At 37.3% G+C, this 20,427-nt stretch carries 3 protein-coding genes; all 3 read left to right on the top strand.

Going from position 1 to position 20,427, the window contains the following annotated elements:
- Window positions 1–25 precede the first annotated feature (25 nt).
- The 3 genes from AC559H_RS16790 to AC559H_RS16780 all read left to right on the top strand — a co-directional run bounded on the left by AC559H_RS16790 (window position 26) and on the right by AC559H_RS16780 (window position 20,397).
- Window positions 26–10,489 (top strand): hybrid non-ribosomal peptide synthetase/type I polyketide synthase, encoded by a 10,464-nt coding sequence (locus AC559H_RS16790; RefSeq protein WP_026795534.1) that lies wholly within the window; start codon window positions 26–28, stop codon window positions 10,487–10,489.
- A gap of 127 nt (window positions 10,490–10,616) precedes the next feature.
- Complete coding sequence (locus AC559H_RS16785; RefSeq protein WP_026795535.1) at window positions 10,617–18,542, top strand: type I polyketide synthase; 7,926 nt, start codon at window positions 10,617–10,619, stop codon at window positions 18,540–18,542.
- A gap of 100 nt (window positions 18,543–18,642) precedes the next feature.
- Window positions 18,643–20,397, top strand: coding sequence for an ABC transporter ATP-binding protein/permease (locus AC559H_RS16780; protein WP_026787624.1), 1,755 nt, complete (start codon window positions 18,643–18,645; stop codon window positions 20,395–20,397).
- Window positions 20,398–20,427: the final 30 nt, after the last annotated feature.

Genomic DNA, 20,427 nt, shown 5'->3' with positions numbered 1-20,427 from the left:
AGATAAACAAACACCAGAAGCCTGCATGGTTCAAAATACAGATTATAAAAAATTAATCGCAACAACTTTAACAAAAATGGAGGTAATGCAGGCTCGTATTACCGAATTAGAAACTGGACAAAGGGAGCCCATTGCTGTTGTTGGGATGGGATGTCGTTTTCCTGGTGGGATTACATCTCCCGAAGAATATTGGAATTATTGTCAAGCTGGACTTGACGCGATCACAGAAGTTCCTAAAAGTCGTTGGGATAGCTCAAAATTTTATGCAAAAGAACCTACACCGGGAAAAATAAACACTGCTTATTGTGGATTTCTTCAACAGGATATTACAGAATTTGATGCCCGTTTCTTTTCTATTTCTTCCCGCGAAGCCACCTCAATGGACCCTCAACAAAGGTTACTATTAGAAGTAACTTGGGAAGCATTAGAAAATGCCAATTTACCACCGAATAATTTAGCAAATAACACCGTCGGAGTATTTGTTGGAATCACCAGTGTTGATAATGCCATTACGGTTTATAATAGTAGTTATGATCAAATTGACTCTTTTTTTGGCACAGGAAATGCCCTGAGTGCAGCCGCAGGCAGACTATCTTATTTCTTCAATTTAAGGGGGCCTTGTCTGTCTATTGATGCGGCATGTGCGTCTTCTTTGGTAGCAGTTCATCAAGCAATTCGTAGCCTCAGAAATCGTGAATGTGAACTGGCTTTAGTTGCAGGGGTCAACCTAATTTTAAATCCCGCAATTACGATTAATCTTTCCCAGTCGGGAATGTTGTCCCCCGATGGTCGCTGCAAAACTTTTGATGCTTCTGCTAATGGCTATGGGCGTGGAGAAGGGTGTGGGGTTTTAGTCTTAAAAACTTTATCAGAGGCACAGAAAAAAGGCGATCGCATTCTTGCCATTCTGCGGGGGTCGGCGGTCAATCATAACGGGGCCGCCGCCGGGTTGACCGTTCCCAGTGGCCCGGCTCAACAAGAACTGCTCCGTCAAGCCATTGCTGATGCTAGAATTACCCCCGAAGACGTTGGATATATAGAAGCTCATGGCACGGGAACTTCTTTAGGAGACCCGATAGAAATGAATGCGATCGCTTCTGTTTATGGAAAACGATCACAACCTCTTTATGTGGGTTCCGTGAAAACCAATATTGGACACCTCGAAGCCGCTGCCGGGATGGCGGGAATTATCAAGACAATTCTGGTACTTCAAAAGGGTGAAATACCTGCCCATCTTCACTTTCAAACCCCTAATCCTCTGATTAATTGGCAGGACAATTCTATCAAGATTCCGACCCAAACTATTCCTTGGCCTAATAGCAACAAAATTCCTATGGCTGGGGTGAGTTCCTTCGGTTTTTCGGGAACAAATGCCCATGTAATTGTTGAAAAAGCACCCGATATAAAAATAACAGAAATTAAGCAACCCCTTCCTAGTCATCTATTAACAATTTCTGCTCATAACAAAACCGCTTTACAAGAATTAGCCCGACGTTTTTCTACCCGCTTAGAATCCGATCCAGAAATAGGAGATATTTGTTATAGTGCTGCGGTGGGGAGAGCAAAGTTATCTGAACGTTTAGCAATTGTTGCTAATACTTTGCCCGAATTACAACAAAGATTAGTCGCTTTTGCTGATCAAACTACCCTTGATAATTTGACTTTTTATCAACGCTTTACCGAAGAAAAACAGCCTAAAGTTGTCTTTATGTTTACGGGTCAAGGTGCTTGTTATCCGGGGATGGGTGATCAACTATACCAAACTGAACCCACATTTCGTCAATATATTGATCAATGTGCAGAAATTTTAGCGAGTTATTTAGAGTATCCGTTACCGGAAATATTATTTGGTAAACACACCGATTTACTGAATCAAACCGCCTACGCTCAACCCGCCATATTTGCCCTAGAATATGCCGTTGCCATGCTTTGGAAATCTTGGGGAATTACACCCAGTTTACTGATTGGACATAGCGTTGGGGAATATGTAGCCGCTTGTATCGCCGGAGTATTTAGCTTAGAAGCAGGACTAGCATTAATTGTGAAACGGGGTCAATTAATGCAAACCACAAAAACAGGAAAAATGGCTTCGATTTTCGCCGATGAAGCTACGGTAATTTCTCTAATTCAAAACTATAGTAATACCGTTGCCATTGCTGCTATTAATCATCCTCAACAAATTGTTATTTCTGGAGAAAGTGCTAGTATTGAGGAAATTATTATTAACTGTAAACAGCAAAAAATTTCGGCTCAATATCTCTCCGTTACTCAAGCTTTTCATTCTCCATTAATGGAGTCAATTTTAAATGAATTTGAACAGGAAGCTGGTCAAATTTCTTACCATCGCCCCCAAATTCTGTTACTTTCAGGAATTGACGGAAAAATTTTAGAAAATGCCCCGGATGCGAGTTATTGGAGACAGCAATGCCGTCAACCTGTACAATTTTTAGCAAGTTTAAACACGGCATTAAATAAAGGGTATAATCTGTTTTTAGAAGTTGGTTCAAGACCAATACTCGCAGAACAGGGGCGTCGTTATCAGGATGAAGCTATCTGGCTGAGTTCACTGAATCGAGGTTTAGATAACTGGCAGACAATGCTCTCGGCACTGGGTCAACTGTACCTCAATGGAGTCTATTTTAACCCGGAAAAATTTAATCAAAATTATGGATATAAACAAGTAAGATTACCTAATTATCCCTTTCAAAGAAAACGGTTTCAATTTCAACCTAATATTGTGGAGGAAACTACCCAAATTACAGAAATATATCCCGAACCAGAAACGAATAAAATCACTGAACTAAAGGTACAAAATATGCAAAAACATCAACTCGAAATCCGCCAGCAATTAAAGTCTATTCTTGCCCTCCTGCTCAAAGAAAATCAAAATGATATTCGGGATGATGAAACCCTATTAAATCTAGGGGCAGACTCTATTATTTTAACAGATTTTTCTCGCAAAGTTGAAGAAAAGTTTAAAGTAAAAGTCAAAATAGATCAGTTATTCACTGACTTACAAACTATTGCCGATATCGCTGAATATATCTATAATTCTATTGAACAAAAAAACTTAGAAACTTCTTCAGAAAAGACCAAATTAAATCAAGCTGAAATTATCAATTTTGATCCAGAAATAAATAATTATATAGAAGTCATTTCTCAATTACAACCTATTGCAACTGCTTATATTATTAAAGCATTAGAAACTTTAGGAAAAAAACTAAATCCTGGAGAAACCTGGACAACAGAAAGCATCAAGCAAACCTTACCCATTGCCCCAAAATATCAGGTTTTAGTTACTCGTTATTTACAGGATTTAGAGCAAGCTAATATTATTCAAAATCAAGGTAATATCTGGACAGTTAAAAACTTACCTGCATCTTTTTCCTTACCAGAAGCTATAGAAAATCTGCAAAAAACTTGTCCATCGGCAAAACCGGAATTAGAAATGCTGCAACGCTGCGGAGAAAATTTAGCAGAAGTTCTCAAAGGAAATATAGACCCTTTAACGTTAATTTTCCCAGAAGGTTCAGTTACTCATGCCGAAAGTATCTACGGAAATTCTCCTGTCTCTCGTTTGATGAATCAACGGGTAGCTGAGGCAATTAACCTAACTTTAAATAATTTTTCTCCCAGTATTAACCCTTATAAAATTATTGAAATCGGAGGGGGAACTGGAGCCACTTCTGAAACAATTCTTAATAACTTAAATCTCAATCGGGTCAGCTATTCTTTTAGCGAATTATCTCCATTTTTACTTAATCAAGCGCGTCAAAAATTTCAGAGCAAATATAACCTCAACTTTCATCAATTAGACATTGAAAAATCACCAGTTTCTCAAGGAATATCCTCCCATTCTTATCACATAGTCGTTGCAGCTAATGTTCTTCATGCTACCCAAAATATTACAGAAACCCTGACTAATATTAGAGAGCTACTGCTCCCCGGTGGTTACTTAATTCTACTCGAAACCGTCGAAAATAATTCCTGGCTTAATTTAACCTTTGGATTGACCCCTGGATGGTGGCGTTTCCAAGACAAAGAATTACGTTCAGATACGCCTTTATTGAGTGGAGAAAGTTGGTGTTCTGTTTTAAAACGCTGCGGTTTTGCCACTGCCAATAGTTTTTCTAAACAAAATAATATTAGTATTTATAATGGCCAAGAATTAATTATTGCTTGTGCTGCTGCTGAAATATTACCGATTCCCCAAACGCCTAAAGCAAGCCAATTCCAAGCCGTAACCTCTGGTAAAGAAGCCTTGATGATGGCTCAATTGCAATCTTTAAAAGACCTAAAAGATCTCCATGAAAAAACCATTATCAAGCAATTAGAAATCCTTCAATCCGTAGAGATTACACCCAATATTATCACCGAAAAACCAATAATTCAAACAGAAATTATTCTATCTCAAAATTATCAAATAGAAACAGTATCTCTTCCTCAACGAGAGCAAACTAAATTACCTCAAAAACCAAGTTCTTCCAGTTTAAATCCCCTAGCATTAAAGCTAAATGAGAGTAAATCTTTAACCGAAAAACAGCAGGATTTTATTAACAATCTCCAGACTATTTATAACCAAAAAACTGCAAAATCAAAAGCCTATTCCCAAAATAGCCGTCAAACAATGGTTGATGTCAAACCCACCATTGACTTTCGGATGACATTAAAAGAATTTCAGTATCCCATTGTCTCAGAATCAGCCCAAGGAGCCTGTTTTCGTGACATTGATGGCAATGATTATATTGACTTAGCTATGGGATTTGGGGTTAACTTTTTTGGGCATAGTCCTGATTTTGTCATAGCAGCAGTTCAGGAACAAATGCAGCAAGGAATCGGATTAGGAATGCAGTCTAATCTGGCCGCAGAAACGGCAGCTTTAATTAGTGAAATGGCCGGGGTAGAAAGGGTGGCTTTTAGTAATACTGGAACCGAAGCAATTATGGCGGCCGTTCGGATTGCTCGTTCTCGCACAAAACGCCCAAAAATTGTTATATTTTCCGGCTCCTATCATGGCACTTTTGACGGCATTCTAGCGCGAGTGGGAGAGGATTCAACCAGCATTCCCGTAAGTCTGGGTACACCATCAGGAATGGTTGAAGATGTAATTGTTTTGAGTTATGGAGTCGAAGAAAGTTTAGAAATTATTGCGGCTCATAGTGATGATTTAGCAGCAGTATTAGTAGAACCTGTTCAAAGTCGTAAACCCGATTTACAACCTCAAGAATTTCTGCAAAAGTTAAGAAAATTAACTCAGGAAAAAGGGATTGCACTGATTTTTGATGAAATTATTACGGGATTTCGGATTGCCCCTGGAGGGGCGCAACAATGGTTTAATATTGAGGCAGATATCGTTATTTACGGTAAAGCAATTGGTGGGGGTTTACCTATCAGTATGATTTGCGGAAAAGCAGATTTCTTAGATACCGTTGATGGTGGTTTCTGGAAATACGGTGATGACTCCCATCCTCAAACAGAATTAACCGCTTTTGGAGGAACTTTCTGTCGTCATCCTTTGGCACTGGCAGCTTGTCGCGCTGTGCTTTTATATCTTAAAGAACAAAGTCCAACCATTCAGGAACAGGTAAATCAATTAACCCAACGATTAGCGACTGAGGTAAATCAGTTCTTTCAAGAAATAGGAATTCCCATTCGCATTGTTAATTTTGGTTCTTTGTTTCGCTTTGAACCTTTTGGAGCCTATAGTCTTTTCCTACAACCTATTGAATTACCTTTGTTTTATTACTTGTTAAATCTTAAAGGTATTTATACATGGGAAAAACGAGTTTGTTTCCTTTCTACCTGCCATACAAATGAAGATATAGATAAAGTTATAGCTGCGGTAAAATCAGCAATTATTGAATTACAGCAAGGGGGTTTTTTTGAAAATGCCAAACTTCCAAAAGTAAAGAAGCAAGATAAAAATGTTGAGCGCGAAGATGAAGATGGGAGGGAAAATTTAAACCCAATAAATCAGCAATTTCCTACCAGTGAAGCCCAGCGTCAGCTTTGGTTATTAGCAGAATTAGATAGAAATGCTTCCGCCTCCTATAATGTCACGGCTTCTTTAGAGTTAAGGGGTTCTTTAGATATTTCAGCTTTACAAGAAGCGATTAATCAAGTTATTAATCGTCACGAAGCTTTGCGAACCCAAATATTAGAACAAGGGGAAGTACAAGAAGTTATTAATAGCGTCAAAATTCAGTTAACCTTAATTAATTTGAACGATGAACAGAATCCTCAAGCAATGGCTTTAGGATTAAGATCTCAGTTTTCTAAAAAGCCTTTTGACTTGTCTATAGCTCCCTTATTTGCTGTTATCTTAATCCGCTTAAACTCTGACCATTACCTGTTATCTTTAAAAACCCATCATATCGTTGTAGATGGTTGGTCACTAGGGTTAATTTTGAATGAAATTGGTCAACTTTATTCCACCCAAATTGGTGCTACTACAGACCCTTTAGAACTCCCAATGCAGTTTCGCCAGTATTTAGCTTTACGAGAGCAAGAAGCGCAAAGTCCACAGATGTTAGAGCATCGTGATTTTTGGTTAAAAACCTATCAGGGAGAAATTCCCGCCTTTGAGCTTCCTACCGACTTTCCCCGTCCAGCAGTTAAAACTTACACTGGAGGTCAAGAAAGTAAAATTGTTACACCTGAACTTTGGCAAAATTTACAAACTGTAGGACGCCAAAATCAAGCAACATTATTTATGACAATGTTCGCCGCCTACACAGCTTTTTTAAGCCGAATTTCTGGCCATAATGATTTAGTAATTGGGATTCCCATTTCGGGACGACAAATAGAAGGTAGTGACCAATTAGTTGGTTTTTGTTCACAATTTTTACCGATTCGGATTAAAGTAGATATCACCCATTCTTTTGTTGAACATTTGCAACGGACTAAACAGACACTCATCGCTGCTTTTAGACATCAAAGTTACACTTTAGAAGATTTGTTAGCCGCCTTACAATTACAACGGGATTTTTCCCGTTCTCCTCTAATTTCAGTATCTTTTAATATAGACCCTAGTTTAACTCTACCTGAGTTTGAGGGATTAAAAGTATCCCTGCCACCAGAACCAATTGGTTACACTCCTTTCGACGTCGGATTTAACTTTATTGAAGTCAATAATAACCTGATTATTTACTGCAATTACAATACAGAACTGTTTAAACAAGAGACAATTAAACAGTTTCTCGAAAGTTTTGAAATTTTGTTAGATGGGGTAATTCATAATGCCAATAGTTGGCTCCATCAGTTACCTTTATTAACCAAATTACAACGGGAAAATTTACTAGCTGAGTTAATCGGAGAAACCAGAGAATTACCTGAAAATGCTACCATCATTGATGATTTTGTTTCTCAAGTTAACTCGACTCCCAATGCCCCCGCCTTAGTTTGTGGAGAAACCACTCTTACCTATCAAGAATTGAATCAAAAAGTTAATCGTTTAACCCATTATCTACAACATCAATATCAGCTAGGTGCAGGCAAAATAATGGGGCTAATGATGGGACGGAATCAAAACCTAATTATTAGTATCCTGGCAATTTTTAAAACCGGGGCAACCTATGTTCCCATAGATGCCGAATATCCGAATAATCGCATAGATTTTATTATCAAAGATAGTGGTTGTCATGTTTGTCTAACTGAGAGTAATTTGATCTCCAAATTACCTCAAGAAATAGAGACAATTTGCTTAGATAAAATTGATAATATTTTAGCAAAATATGGCAATCAAGAGCCTAATATTCCACCGGATTCTAGCCAAATTGCTTATATTTTCTATACTTCTGGTTCCACAGGAAATCCTAAAGGAGTCATGGGTCGTCATCTCTCTATTTTGAATGTAATTCAGAGTTTACGACTCACCTTTAATTTAGATAAATATCCTGAATGGCGCTATATTTTTACGGCTGCTGTGACTCACGACCCATCTATTCGTAATATTTTTCTACCTTTAACAATAGGCGCTCCTTTATATATTTACGAAGTCAAATATATCGGACATTTAGTTTCTTTTTTACAGGAAAATCAAATTAACGCGCTCCACACAACACCATCTATTTATCGAGAAATTTTAGCTTTACTCGAACCAGGAGAAACTATCTCTAGCTTAAAATATATTTCCGTAGGGGGAGAGAAATTAGATCGAGAAACAGCACTAGCTTTACGCCAACTTTTTCCAGGAGAAATTGTTAGTAATGTTTATGGCTCAACAGAAACTTGTGTCGGAGTATCTCAATACAAAATCAACGAAAATTTAGATATAGACGTACCCCTAGGTCAAGTTTTCCATAATAATCGGCTATTTCTCCTTGATGAATTTAATAATCCAGTTCCTCTGCATATAGTTGGGGAAATTTGTGTCGAAGGTGCAGCCTTAGCATCGGGTTATCACAATCTTCCTCAAATCACAAAAGAAAAATTTAAACCTGGCTTTTTTAATCAGAAAACAACGATGTTTAGAACCGGGGATTTAGGGAAACAAACTGCTCCCGGTGTGATTGAATTTATGGGCAGAAAAGACAATCAAGTTAAGGTAAATGGCTATCGTATCGACCCCGAAGAAATTGAATATCAACTTAATCGTTATCCTCAGATTGAGAGAGCTATTATTCTACCGATATCAGTCAATAATCAAACTCAATTATCAGCCTATTGTCAAACCGATAAACAGATAGAAATTTCTGAAATCAGAGAATTTCTAGCTAATTTTCTGCCAGTTTACATGATTCCTAGTTACTTTATTTTCTTAAAGCAATTCCCCCTAACTAAACACGGCAAACTTGACTTAAACTCACTGATTGCACTCAATGAAACCGGGAAATCTACCCAGGTAAATTATGTTGCACCGCGTAATAATTTAGAGTCAAACCTAGTTAGAATCTGGGAAAAGATTCTGACCAAACATCCCATCGGTATTTTTGATAACTTCTTTGAAATTGGCGGACATTCTCTGATGCTTTCGAGAATCGTAACCCACGTTCATAAAGAATTAAATGTATCGGTAAAATTGGCTGACTTCTTTAAAGTTCCTACCATTGCCGGATTAGCCGTTTTAGTCTCTAAAACTGAATATGATTATCAAGAACCCATTCCCACAATTCCTCTGCAAAAATCCTATCCGATGTCCCATGGGCAACGTCGTCTTTGGGCATTAGAATTTCTTGATCAAAATCATAATGCCTATGGAATGCCCAGTGTTTATCAATTTAACGGCAATCTGAATATTGCGGCTTTTGAAAATGCTTTTCAACAGTTAATTCAACGCCACGAAATTTTGCGAACTACCTTTAGCTTAATAGATAATCAACCGCGCCAAGTTGTACACAATCAAATGAATTTTGGTATTAAACAAATAGACTTAACAAATTATTTAGAAACAGAACAAGCTAAACTGATTGCTGAAGCGATTTCCCATAATGCCAAAACTACTTTTGATTTAGAAGTAGGGCCGTTACTCCGAGTTAACTTACTCAAACTAAGTCAAGAGAATTATATCGTTTTATTTAATATGCACCATATCATTTCTGATGGTTGGTCAGCCGGGGTTTTAATTAAAGATTTCCTAGGGCATTATCATACATATCAACAACAAAATTCAGAGTTACTGCCCCTTCTAAAAATTCACTATAAAGATTATACTGACTGGCAAGAAAATCAGCTAAAAACGTCGAAACTTCAAGCTCAACGTGATTACTGGTTAACTAAGTTAACTCCGGCTCCTCAACATCTTAACTTGCCTTTTGATTATCCTCGACCCGCCGTTCAAAGTTTTCAAGGAAAGACGGTGATCTGGAAACCAAATTCAGAACTAATCGAGCATTTTCAGATATTAATTAAAGATAAAGAAGCTAGTTTATTTATGGGGTTGCTGACTTTAGTTAAGAGTTTTTTGTTTCGTTATACCGAACAAAATGAGATTACAGTAGGTTCTCCCATTGCGGGCAGAAATCATCCCGATTTAGAATCACAAATTGGTTTTTATGTCAATACTTTAGTCCTGCGGGATCAAATTAGAGCAGATGACAGTTTTTTGAATGTTTTAACCACAGTAAAAACCACCACATTAGAGGCTTATGAAAATCAAGAATATCCTTTTGATAAAATAGTTTCAGATCTAAATTTACCGCGTGATCCTAGTAGAAATACCCTCTTTGATGTGGCGGTTGCCCTCCAAAATAATCAAAATGTAGACCTCGCACTAGAAGGAATTACAGTTAATTCCATTGACCCAGAGATGACTACAGCTAAATTTGATTTAGAATTCATTTTTGTTGAGGAAGGAGAATTATACTTGAAGCTAATCTACAATATGGATATATTTATTAATGAGCGAATTTTATTGATGATCAACTTATTAGAAAATTTGATGGAGCAAGTGATAAAATACCCTGATAAATCATTGATCAAGCTATCTTTAGAATCAAGCAATTTTAGCCAAGAATATAGCGACTTATTCGCTGAAGATTTTAATTTCTAGGCAAGGGATGGAATATTACCGTCGAATTTATCAAATAAATTTATGAATTAAAATCAAGTCCGTTCCTCTGTACGGCAGGGTGATACTATGGTAAACTCAATTTTATGGAAAAACATAGGAAGGAAAAATGTTTAAGCATTCAATCAGTTCTGGAGGGCAATTAAAAGATAATTGGCGGACACTTTCAGCAGTCTTAGCCAATGCTGCTAAATATGAAAATCAGGGAATTACCTATATTGGAAATGATGTAACCGAATATTTTCAGACTTATCAAGATTTATATAATGATGCTCTCAATATTTTAGATGGGCTTGATCAGCGTGGGATCAAGTTGGGAGATAAAGTTATCTTACAAATTGCTAAAAATAAAGATTTTATTCCCGCACTCTGGGCTTGTTTTTTAGGAGGAATTATTCCGGTACCTCTGACCGTTGCCCCTCATTATGAGCTAGAAAACTCGGCAGTTAAAAAACTGGAAAATGTCTGGAAAATTTTAGAACAACCATTAATTTTATCCGATAATGAATTAATTACTGAAATCCAAAAATTAGAAACTCAATCTCATCTGAAAGGATTGCAAGTAGTCTCAATTGATTATCTAAGATCTATAGAATCTCAATCAAATTCCCAACCCGATAAAACACCTAAAAAATGTTATTTATTACCTGATCTTACCCCAGAAAATCAAGCCTTATTACTATTTACTTCTGGCAGTACAGGGATGCCAAAAGGGGTGATGTTAACTCATAATAATCTGTTATCCATGTCTGCTGGAACAGTGGCAATGAATAACTTTAGCCAACAAGAAGTTACCCTGAATTGGATGCCCTTAGACCATGCAGGAGCCATCGTCTTTTTAGGAATTATGGCGGTGGATTTAGCTTGTGATCAAATCCATGTTCCGATGGAATTAATTTTACGTCAACCCCTGAAATGGTTAGAGCTAATTCAAAACCATCAAGCGACTATTTCTTGGGCTCCTAACTTTGCATTTTCCTTAATTAATCAACAGTCTGAACAACTTAATCAATCTTCTTATAATCTCTCCTCCATGAAATTTTTAGTCAATGCTGGAGAGCAAGTTTCTATTAAAACTATCCGCCTATTTTTAGAAATTCTCGAAAAACATCAATTACCAGATAGAGCCATTAAACCAGCATTTGGGATGACAGAATCCTGTTCTGGAATTACTTGGTCTGTTGGTTTAAGCCAAGATAAACTAACAGAAGAAAACATTATTATTTCTCTGGGAAAGCCAATTCCAGGGGCTACTATTCGCATTGTCGATCAAGAGAATAATGTTTTACCAGAAGCCAAGATTGGACGACTTCAAATTAAAGGAAAATCTGTCACTAAAGAATATTATCACAATCCCGAACTGAATCAAGAAGTTTTTCAGGATGAAGGTTGGTTTACCACAGGAGATTTAGCCTATTTATTGGATGGAGAACTCTTTATCACAGGGAGAGAAAAACAAGAAATTATTATTAATGGAATTAATTACTTTGCCCATGAAATTGAAACATTAATAGAAGAATTAGAGGGAGTAAATGTTTCCTATACGGCAGTATTCGCCCTCTTTGATCAAATCCAAGAGACTGACTTATTAATTATTATTTTTAGTCCAGAATCAGAACATTTTGAGCAATGGGTAAAAGTCGTTAGAAAAATTCGCAGTCATTTAACTCAAAAAGTCGGAATTGCTCCAGCTTATGTGATTCCTTTAGAGACTAATTTAGTTCCCAAAACCTCTATTGGTAAAGTCCAAAAATCAAAATTAAAAAAAGATTTTGAACAGGGATTATTTGCTAGTCGGATTCAAGAAATTAATCAATATTTAGAGAGCGATCGCCAGAAAAACCGCAGCTTACCCCAATCGGAAAATGAACGCCAAATAGCAACAGTTTGGTGTGAAGTTTTACAATTAACTTCCGTGGGTTTAAACGATAACTTTTTTGAACTAGGGGGACATTCTCTACACTTAATTCGAGTACATAACCAACTAGAAAAACTTTTTAATCGTCAGTTACCTATAGCTGAAATGTTTAAAAATTCCACCGTTGCCACCTTAGCCCGTTTCTTAAGTAAAGAATCAAATTCCACCCCAGCAACGCAACAAAAAAGCCGTCAACGGGCCGAAGATCGCTCCCGTAGTCAACAGGAAACCCATGATATTGCAATTATTGGCATGGCTGGACGATTTCCTGGCGCCAACAATCTCACAACTTTCTGGGAAAATCTGCAAAATGGAGTCGAAACCATCTCTTTCTTTACTGAGGAGGAGCTATTAGAATCGGGGGTTTCTCCTGAACTATTTAATCAGCCTAATTATATTAGAGCCAGACCAATTATCGACCAAGTTGAATATTTTGATAGCGAATTTTTTGGCTATACAAACCGAGAAGCAGAATTGCTTGATCCTCAACAACGTTTACTCCTACAATCGAGTTGGGAATGTTTAGAAAACGCGGGTTATAATCCTAACTCCTATCAAGGAGCAATTGGCATATTTGCCGGGGCAAGTATGAACACATATTTAATTAATAATTGCTATCCAAATCGCGGCCAATTAGATAGTAATGATGAATTACAACCCTTCACATTAGATTCAATGGGAGGGTTTCAAACAATGGTAGCTAATGACAAAGATTATTTAACCACAAGAATTTCTTATAAACTAAACTTACGCGGGCCAAGTATTAATATTCAAACAGCTTGTTCTACAGGATTAGTCGTAGTCCATCTGGCTTGTCAGAGTCTAATTAATGGAGAAAGTGACATGGCTTTAGCGGGAGCCGCTTCAATTAACTCGCCACAAAAAATTGGTTATTTATATCAAGAAGGTTTAATTCTTTCCAACGATGGGCATTGTCGTGCCTTTGATTCTCAAGCCCAAGGAACTATTTTTGGAAGTGGAGTCGGGGTGGTTTTACTAAAAAGATTACCAGATGCTTTAGCCGATAATGATCAAATTTATGCCGTTATTAAAGGCTCTGCTATTAATAATGATGGGGGGACAAAATTGGGATTCACTGCCCCCGGAGGAGAAGGTCAAATTTCAGTGGCAGCCGAAGCCTTAGCCTTTGCTGGTGTTGATGCAAATACGATTAGTTTTATCGAAGCTCATGGTACAGGAACAACCCTGGGAGACCCCATCGAAGTTGATGCTTTAGCTAAAGCTTATGGTGCGGCAAATCAGGGAGAATGTGCTTTAGGTTCGGTCAAAACAAATATCGGACATATGCAAATTGCCTCCGGTATTGTGGGTTTAATTAAAGCAACTTTAGCCCTCAAACATCAAATTATTCCCCCGACATTACATTTCCAAAATCCCAATCCTCAAATTGATTTTTCTAAGACTCCTTTTTATATTAATACTGAAGCCATACCTTGGAAAACTAAACAACAAAATGGACAAGAATTGCCTCGACGGGCGGGGGTTAATTCCCTAGGAATTGGAGGGGTTAATGCTCATATTATCCTAGAAGAAGCTCCTACGATTATTCCCCAACAAAATCAAACTAAACAGCCGATTCATTTACTCACAATTTCTGCTAGAACCCCACAGGCTTTAAAAGATTTAGCCAATAGCTATGTAGAATTTTGGGAAAATCACCCCGAAACTGATATTTCTGATGTCGTTTTTACCGCTAATACGGGTCGAGTTCACTTCTCAAATCGTTTAGCAGTAATAGGCTCCGAAAACAGCGATTTTATCACGAAATTACGTCAGTTTGGACAACTAGATCAAGGGTTAATTATTCAGGGTCAAGTTGATGAAAAGCAACCGCCAAAAATTGCCTTTTTGTTCACAGGACAAGGTTCTCAATATGCGGGAATGGCGCATCAACTTTATCAAACTCAACCTACTTTTCGGCAAACCTTAGAGCAAGGGGAAAGCATCTATCAAAAACTAACAGGTAAATCCTTACTAGAAATTATATTTGCTAATTCCGATGAAATCTTAACTCAAACCTCCTATACCCAGCCCGCTTTATTTATAATTGAAGTTGCTTTAGCTCAATTATGGCAGTCTTGGGGAATTGAACCGATCGCTATTTTAGGACACAGTTTAGGAGAATATGCTGCTGCTTGTTTTGCTGGGGTTTTTGATCTTGAAAGTGGCTTAAAACTGGTGATCAATCGAGGTCGTCTTATCGGTCAATTTCCTGATAATCAAGGAGCAATGGCCGCTATTTTCCTAGATCAAAAATCAGTTCTTGAACAGTGCCAAAATCAGGGAATAAAAATTGCGATCGCTGCCATTAATACCGATCAACATACCGTTATTTCAGGGGATAAAAAATCAATTCAACAACTTTGTGAACACTTTAATAATATAGGAATTAAAGTTCGCCAACTCAAAGTTTCCCATGCCTTTCACTCCCCCTTAATAGAGCCAATTTGTGAACAATTCAAAACTATTCTACAGGAAATTACTTTTGCTCAACCCCAAATTCCCCTAATCTCTAACCTAACGGGAGAAATTGCCGATGATAGTATTATTACTTCCGAATATTGGCTGCAACACCTATTAGATACCGTACAATTTCATCAAGGAGTTTTGTCTCTCCAATCCCTAGGATGTGATACTTTTATTGAAATCGGCCCCCAACCCATTCTTTTAGGTATTATTCAATCATCAATATCTTCATCTAACCCCCTAATATTACCAAGTTTGCGCTCAGGATTTTCTGATTGGGAAGTCCTATTAGAAAGTCTGGGTAAACTTTATGTTCGTGGTTCAAATATTGATTGGTTTGGCTTTCACAAAGATTATCATTGTAGCCGATGTTCTTTACCAACTTATCCTTTTCAACAAAGCCGCCATTGGATTCCCTTAAAAACTCAATTACCAACGGTTACTCAAGAATCTAGTTTGGTCAAGATGTTATCTAATAAAAATACTAAGAGCTTGATGCAAACCCTTTTAGAAACAGGGAATTATTCCGAAACAGAAAAACAAACGGTATCGGCTATTGTTCAACAATTAATTCAACTTCATCACCAACAGACAAATAATTTTGATTTTGAAAACCTACTCTATCAGGTAAAATGGTTCCCCGATAATTTAGTAACTCAAAAATTAGAAAATCTCGCAACAATTCAAGCGGATTTAGATGTTTATGTAGAAAAACAAATACAATTCGCATCATTAACAGGAGTTTCTTTAGCTTTTGCTGAAATGGAAAAACTCAGTGTAGATTTTATTATTAAAGCCTTAAAAGATTTAGAACTCTTTCAACCTAATACACTTCTTTCCCCCGACGAAAGTTTTAGTCAAGCTGGGATTAAAGCAGAATATAAATTACTCTGGAGTCATTGTTTCAAAATCTTAGCAGAAACAGGCATTTTAGAGGAACATGATTCTGGCTGGAAAATCATCAATAAACCGCAACAATCCCATCCAGATTTAACAGTAGAAAACTTAATTAATCAATATCCAAATGCTCTAATAGAACTCACCCTATTTCAGCGAGTTGCTTCTAATTTAGCCGCCATCCTGACAGGAAAAATTGCGCCTTTATCTATCTTATTTTCTCAAAATGAAAAAATCGGAGCCGCCGAATTTTATAAAAACACATCCTGGGCAAAAGTTCTCAACCTGAGTATCTCTAAAGCTGTTGAACTTTTATTATCCAACTATTCACCCTCCGAACCCCTCCGTATTCTCGAAATTGGCGCCGGAACCGGAGCAACTACCCATCAAGTTCTTAACGCTTGTAAGTCCGATCAAATTAACTATACATTTACCGATGTTTCACCATTCTTTCTGGAGACTGCTAGAGAGAATTTTACTCAATTTCCTAACATCAACTACCAAGTTCTCGACATAGAAAAAGACCCGAAATCCCAAGGATTTTCCCTCAATTCCTATGATTTAATTATTGCGGCTAATGTCTTGCATTCTACGCGAGATTTACAAGCAGAAACCTTACCTCATATTCAAAGTTTACTGCGTCCCGGCGGTCAATTACTATTACTAGAACTGACTCATCAGTCTAAATGGATTGATTTGATTTTCGGTATTACCCAAGGTTGGTGGCGTTTTAGCGATGATCATTTACGCTCCCATCATCCCATTATTAGCGCATCTACTTGGCAATCTATTCTGCTTAAATCTGGATTTGCTCAAGCGGAATTTGTATCTCCCGATCAAAAAATTGGCAGTGCTTTATTCCAGCAAAGTATTATTATTGCTCAAAATCCTAGACAAGCCAGTAATATTTCAGAAAATTGGTTAATTTTTACCGATAGTCACCCCGAAAAAGATCATCTTCCCCGTTTCATTCAAGCGCAACTAAGCAAAAATTATGGCTCCTGTACGATAATTTATCAAGGACAAAACAAGATTAAATTATCACAATTCGAGTATAGTTTAAATGCCCATCAACCAGAACAAATAAAGGCATGGTTTGCGGAAAATCCATCGCCCCATAGAATTATTTATCTTTTGAATGATAATCATCAAGATCAACCTGAATCTATTTTATTAAATCGCTGTCACTATTTGTTAAATCTTCTCCAAGCTATTCAAAAAATCCCTAATTCTCCCAAATTATTTGTTGTTACCCAAGGAGGTCAACCCTTTGAACTCAAACAGCCCACTTTTATTACCCAGTCTCCACTTTGGGCCTTGGGGCGGGTTATTTCCTTAGAAAACCCAGAATTATGGGGAGGAATGATCGATCTTGACCCCAGCGCCGATATTACTCAAAATATTGCTGATTTACTATTAGGATTGACCCATTCCATCAGCGAAGATCATCTGCTATTCCGCAATGGCCAAGCCTATCTGGGGCGTCTAGTCCCATCGACATCTCCACCGACAAAACCATTGACTATTCAAGCTGAAGCGACCTATTTGATTACCGGAGGTATTGGTCATCTCGGTTTGGCCCTGGCTGGTCATTTGGTTGATTTAGGGGCAAAACATCTGATTTTGACCACCCGCCGCCCCTTTCCCCCGGGTTCGGAAATATCCACAGAATTTGCCGAAATCATGGAAAATCTCAGGATTTTAGAGCAAAAAGGAGTATCTGTCGAAGTTTGTCAAGCTGACGTCGGGGATTTTGAGCAGATGCAAGCAATATGGGCCAAAATCGAAAAAACAGCCTATCCCCTACGCGGGGTTTTTCATCTGGCTGGAGTTTCAGGACGCCAAGCGCAATTAAGCGAATGTACATTTGCTGATCTCGAAATAGTTTTTCAAGCAAAAGTTCGAGGTTCTTGGAATTTACATCGGTTATCTTTAGCAACTAAATTAGACTATTTTGTGCTATTTTCTTCGGCGGGTGCAATTTGGGGAGCCAAAGCACAAGGTTTATATGATGCAGTTAGTAATTCAATGGATTCTTTAGCTCTTATGCGTCATCTTCAAGGATTACCTGCTACTACTTTAAATTGGGCATTATTAGCAGGAAATGGGATTGTTTCCCCAGACTATGAAGATTGGCTTAAACAGATTGGTATGAAGGAAATTGACCTAGATAGGGCGTTTTCTGTAATGGATGCTATTATTGAGTCTAATCAAACACAAATTTTAGTTGCTGATGTAGATTGGGTTCGCTTCAAAAATATCTATGAATTTCAAGGCGATAAACCCCTTCTGAAAAAATTAGGACAATCTCAAAATATAATTAAATCTGTTCAAGATTCAAGTTCTACACGCCGTCTTTTAGAAGATATAGCACCAGGAGAACGTCGAGAACATTTATTTCAATATATTGGCAAACAAGTGGGGATGATTTTAGGAATTAAACAAATGCCTGACCCGGAACAAGGATTCTCAGAAATGGGGATTGATTCTTTGTTGTCTATCGAATTAAAAAATCGTTTAGAAAAAGGATTAGAAGTGACTTTACCTGCTTCTTTAGTTTTTGATTTTCCCAATATTAGACGATTAGTTGATTATCTGATTCAGCAGGTTTTAGGTTGGCAAGTTCAGACAATAGTGCAGACCACTGTTGATTCTACAGAAGTTCAGCAGGATGTCGATGCAGATTTAATTTTGCGAGAACTTTCTGAATTGGAGGACTTTTTAAGTGATTAAATCAGCCAAATTGTAATATGCTGGAAATTGTCAACCACTTTCAAGATATTGAATTAAAACTACTCCGCTCCCACCGAGACAACTACTCTATCTGTAAAATATGCAAACTCAAGTTTCGAGCCAACAACCCTTAGCTAATTTTAATAAATTTTGGGATGCTTTAAAAGTTATTTCTGGATCTTATTGGTATCCAACAGACCCCAAAGGACGAAGTTTTTCAGAAGTAATCCGTTCCTGGGGAATGCTGATTCTTCTGGTATTATTAATTATTGGACTTGTGGCTGCCAATGCAGCTAATAGCTTTGTTAATCGCTATTTAGTCGATGTTATTATTCAGGATAAAGATACTTCTAAATTTTTTACGCTTGTATCACTTTACGGTTTGGGGCTGTTGTTAATTACCTTATTTATAGCATTTTCTAAATTTGTCAAAAAAAGAATTGCTCTTAATTGGTATGAATGGCTTAATCAGCAGATTTTAGAAAAATATCTGAGTAATCGCGCCTATTATAAAATCAATTTTAGATCGGATGTTGATAACCCGGATCAACGTCTGGCTCAAGAAATCGAACCCATTGCCAGAAATGCTCTCAATTTTGCCACTACCTTGTTAGAAAAAGTCCTAGAAATGACGACTTTTTTAATTATTCTTTTGTCGATTTCTAAACTAGCCGCAGCTATTTTGCTGGCCTATACAATCATCGGTAATTTAATTGCCCTAAATTTAAGTAAAGAATTAGATAGGATTACTCAAGAGGAACTTGAATCTAAAGCTAACTATGCTTACGGCTTAACTCATGTTCGGAATCATGCTGAATCTATTGCTTTTTTTCAAGGTGAAAATCAAGAATTAAACATTATTTATCGCCGATTTAATAATTTGTTAAAAAGTTCTCTAAGCAAAACTGATTGGGAGAGAAATCAAGACCTTTTTAGCAGAGGCTATCGGTCTATTATCCAAATATTTCCATTTATCGTCTTCGCTCCCGCCTATATTCGCGGGGAAATTGATTTCGGACAAGTTAACCAAGCTATTATCGCTTGCAGTATGTTTGCTAATGGTTTTAGTGAATTAATCAATGAATTTGGGTCTTCTGGACGGTTTTCTAGTTATGTTGACCGTTTATCTGAATTTTCGCAAGCCTTAGAAGTTGTTACTCAACAACCAACCGATGTTAGTACCATAAAAACTATCGAAAAAAACCATATTACTTTTGAGGATGTTACCCTACAAACACCCGATTATGAAAAGGTAATTGTCAAAAATTTATCATTATCTATTGCACCAGGAGAAGGTTTATTAATTGTTGGCCCCAGTGGTCGGGGTAAAAGTTCTTTATTAAGGGCAATTGCTGGTTTGTGGAATGCTGGAACTGGTCGATTAATTCGGCCTTCCTTAGAACAATTTCTGTTTTTACCACAACGTCCTTATATAATTTTAGGAACCTTACGAGAACAGTTACTTTATCCTAAAAATAATCGTCAAATGAGTGATTCCGAACTGGAAGGGATTTTACAACAAGTTAATCTTCAAAATGTGGTGACAAAAGTTGATAGCTTTGATGCGGAAGTGCCTTGGGAAAATATATTATCATTAGGAGAACAACAACGCCTAGCTTTTGCCCGATTGTTAGTTACCCATCCCAGCTATGTTATTTTAGATGAAGCCACCAGTGCTTTGGACTTGAAAAATGAAGAACTTTTGTATCAACAGTTGCAACAAACCCAAACAACGTTTATCAGTGTAGGACATCGAGAAAGTTTGTTTAACTATCATCAATGGGTTTTAGAACTTTCAGAAGATTCTAGTTGGCGACTTGCTTCTATCTCTGATTATCAAACTCTCAAACATTAAGGTTTGATCTCGCCTTTTTGAATTTCACCC

Origin of the sequence: Planktothrix prolifica NIVA-CYA 540, from assembly GCF_963864145.1 — a bacterium.
In the GTDB taxonomy this organism is placed as follows: Bacteria; Cyanobacteriota; Cyanobacteriia; order Cyanobacteriales; family Microcoleaceae; genus Planktothrix; species Planktothrix agardhii.
This window is presented reverse-complemented; position numbering and strand designations above follow the sequence as displayed.

What these genes read in the sequence shown, in the direction of transcription:
- AC559H_RS16790 (WP_026795534.1), top strand. Translation starts at nt 26, where the DNA reads ATGGTTCAAAATACAGATTATAAAAAATTAATCGCAACAACTTTAACA.
- AC559H_RS16785 (WP_026795535.1), top strand. Translation starts at nt 10,617, where the DNA reads ATGTTTAAGCATTCAATCAGTTCTGGAGGGCAATTAAAAGATAATTGG.
- AC559H_RS16780 (WP_026787624.1), top strand. Translation starts at nt 18,643, where the DNA reads ATGCAAACTCAAGTTTCGAGCCAACAACCCTTAGCTAATTTTAATAAA.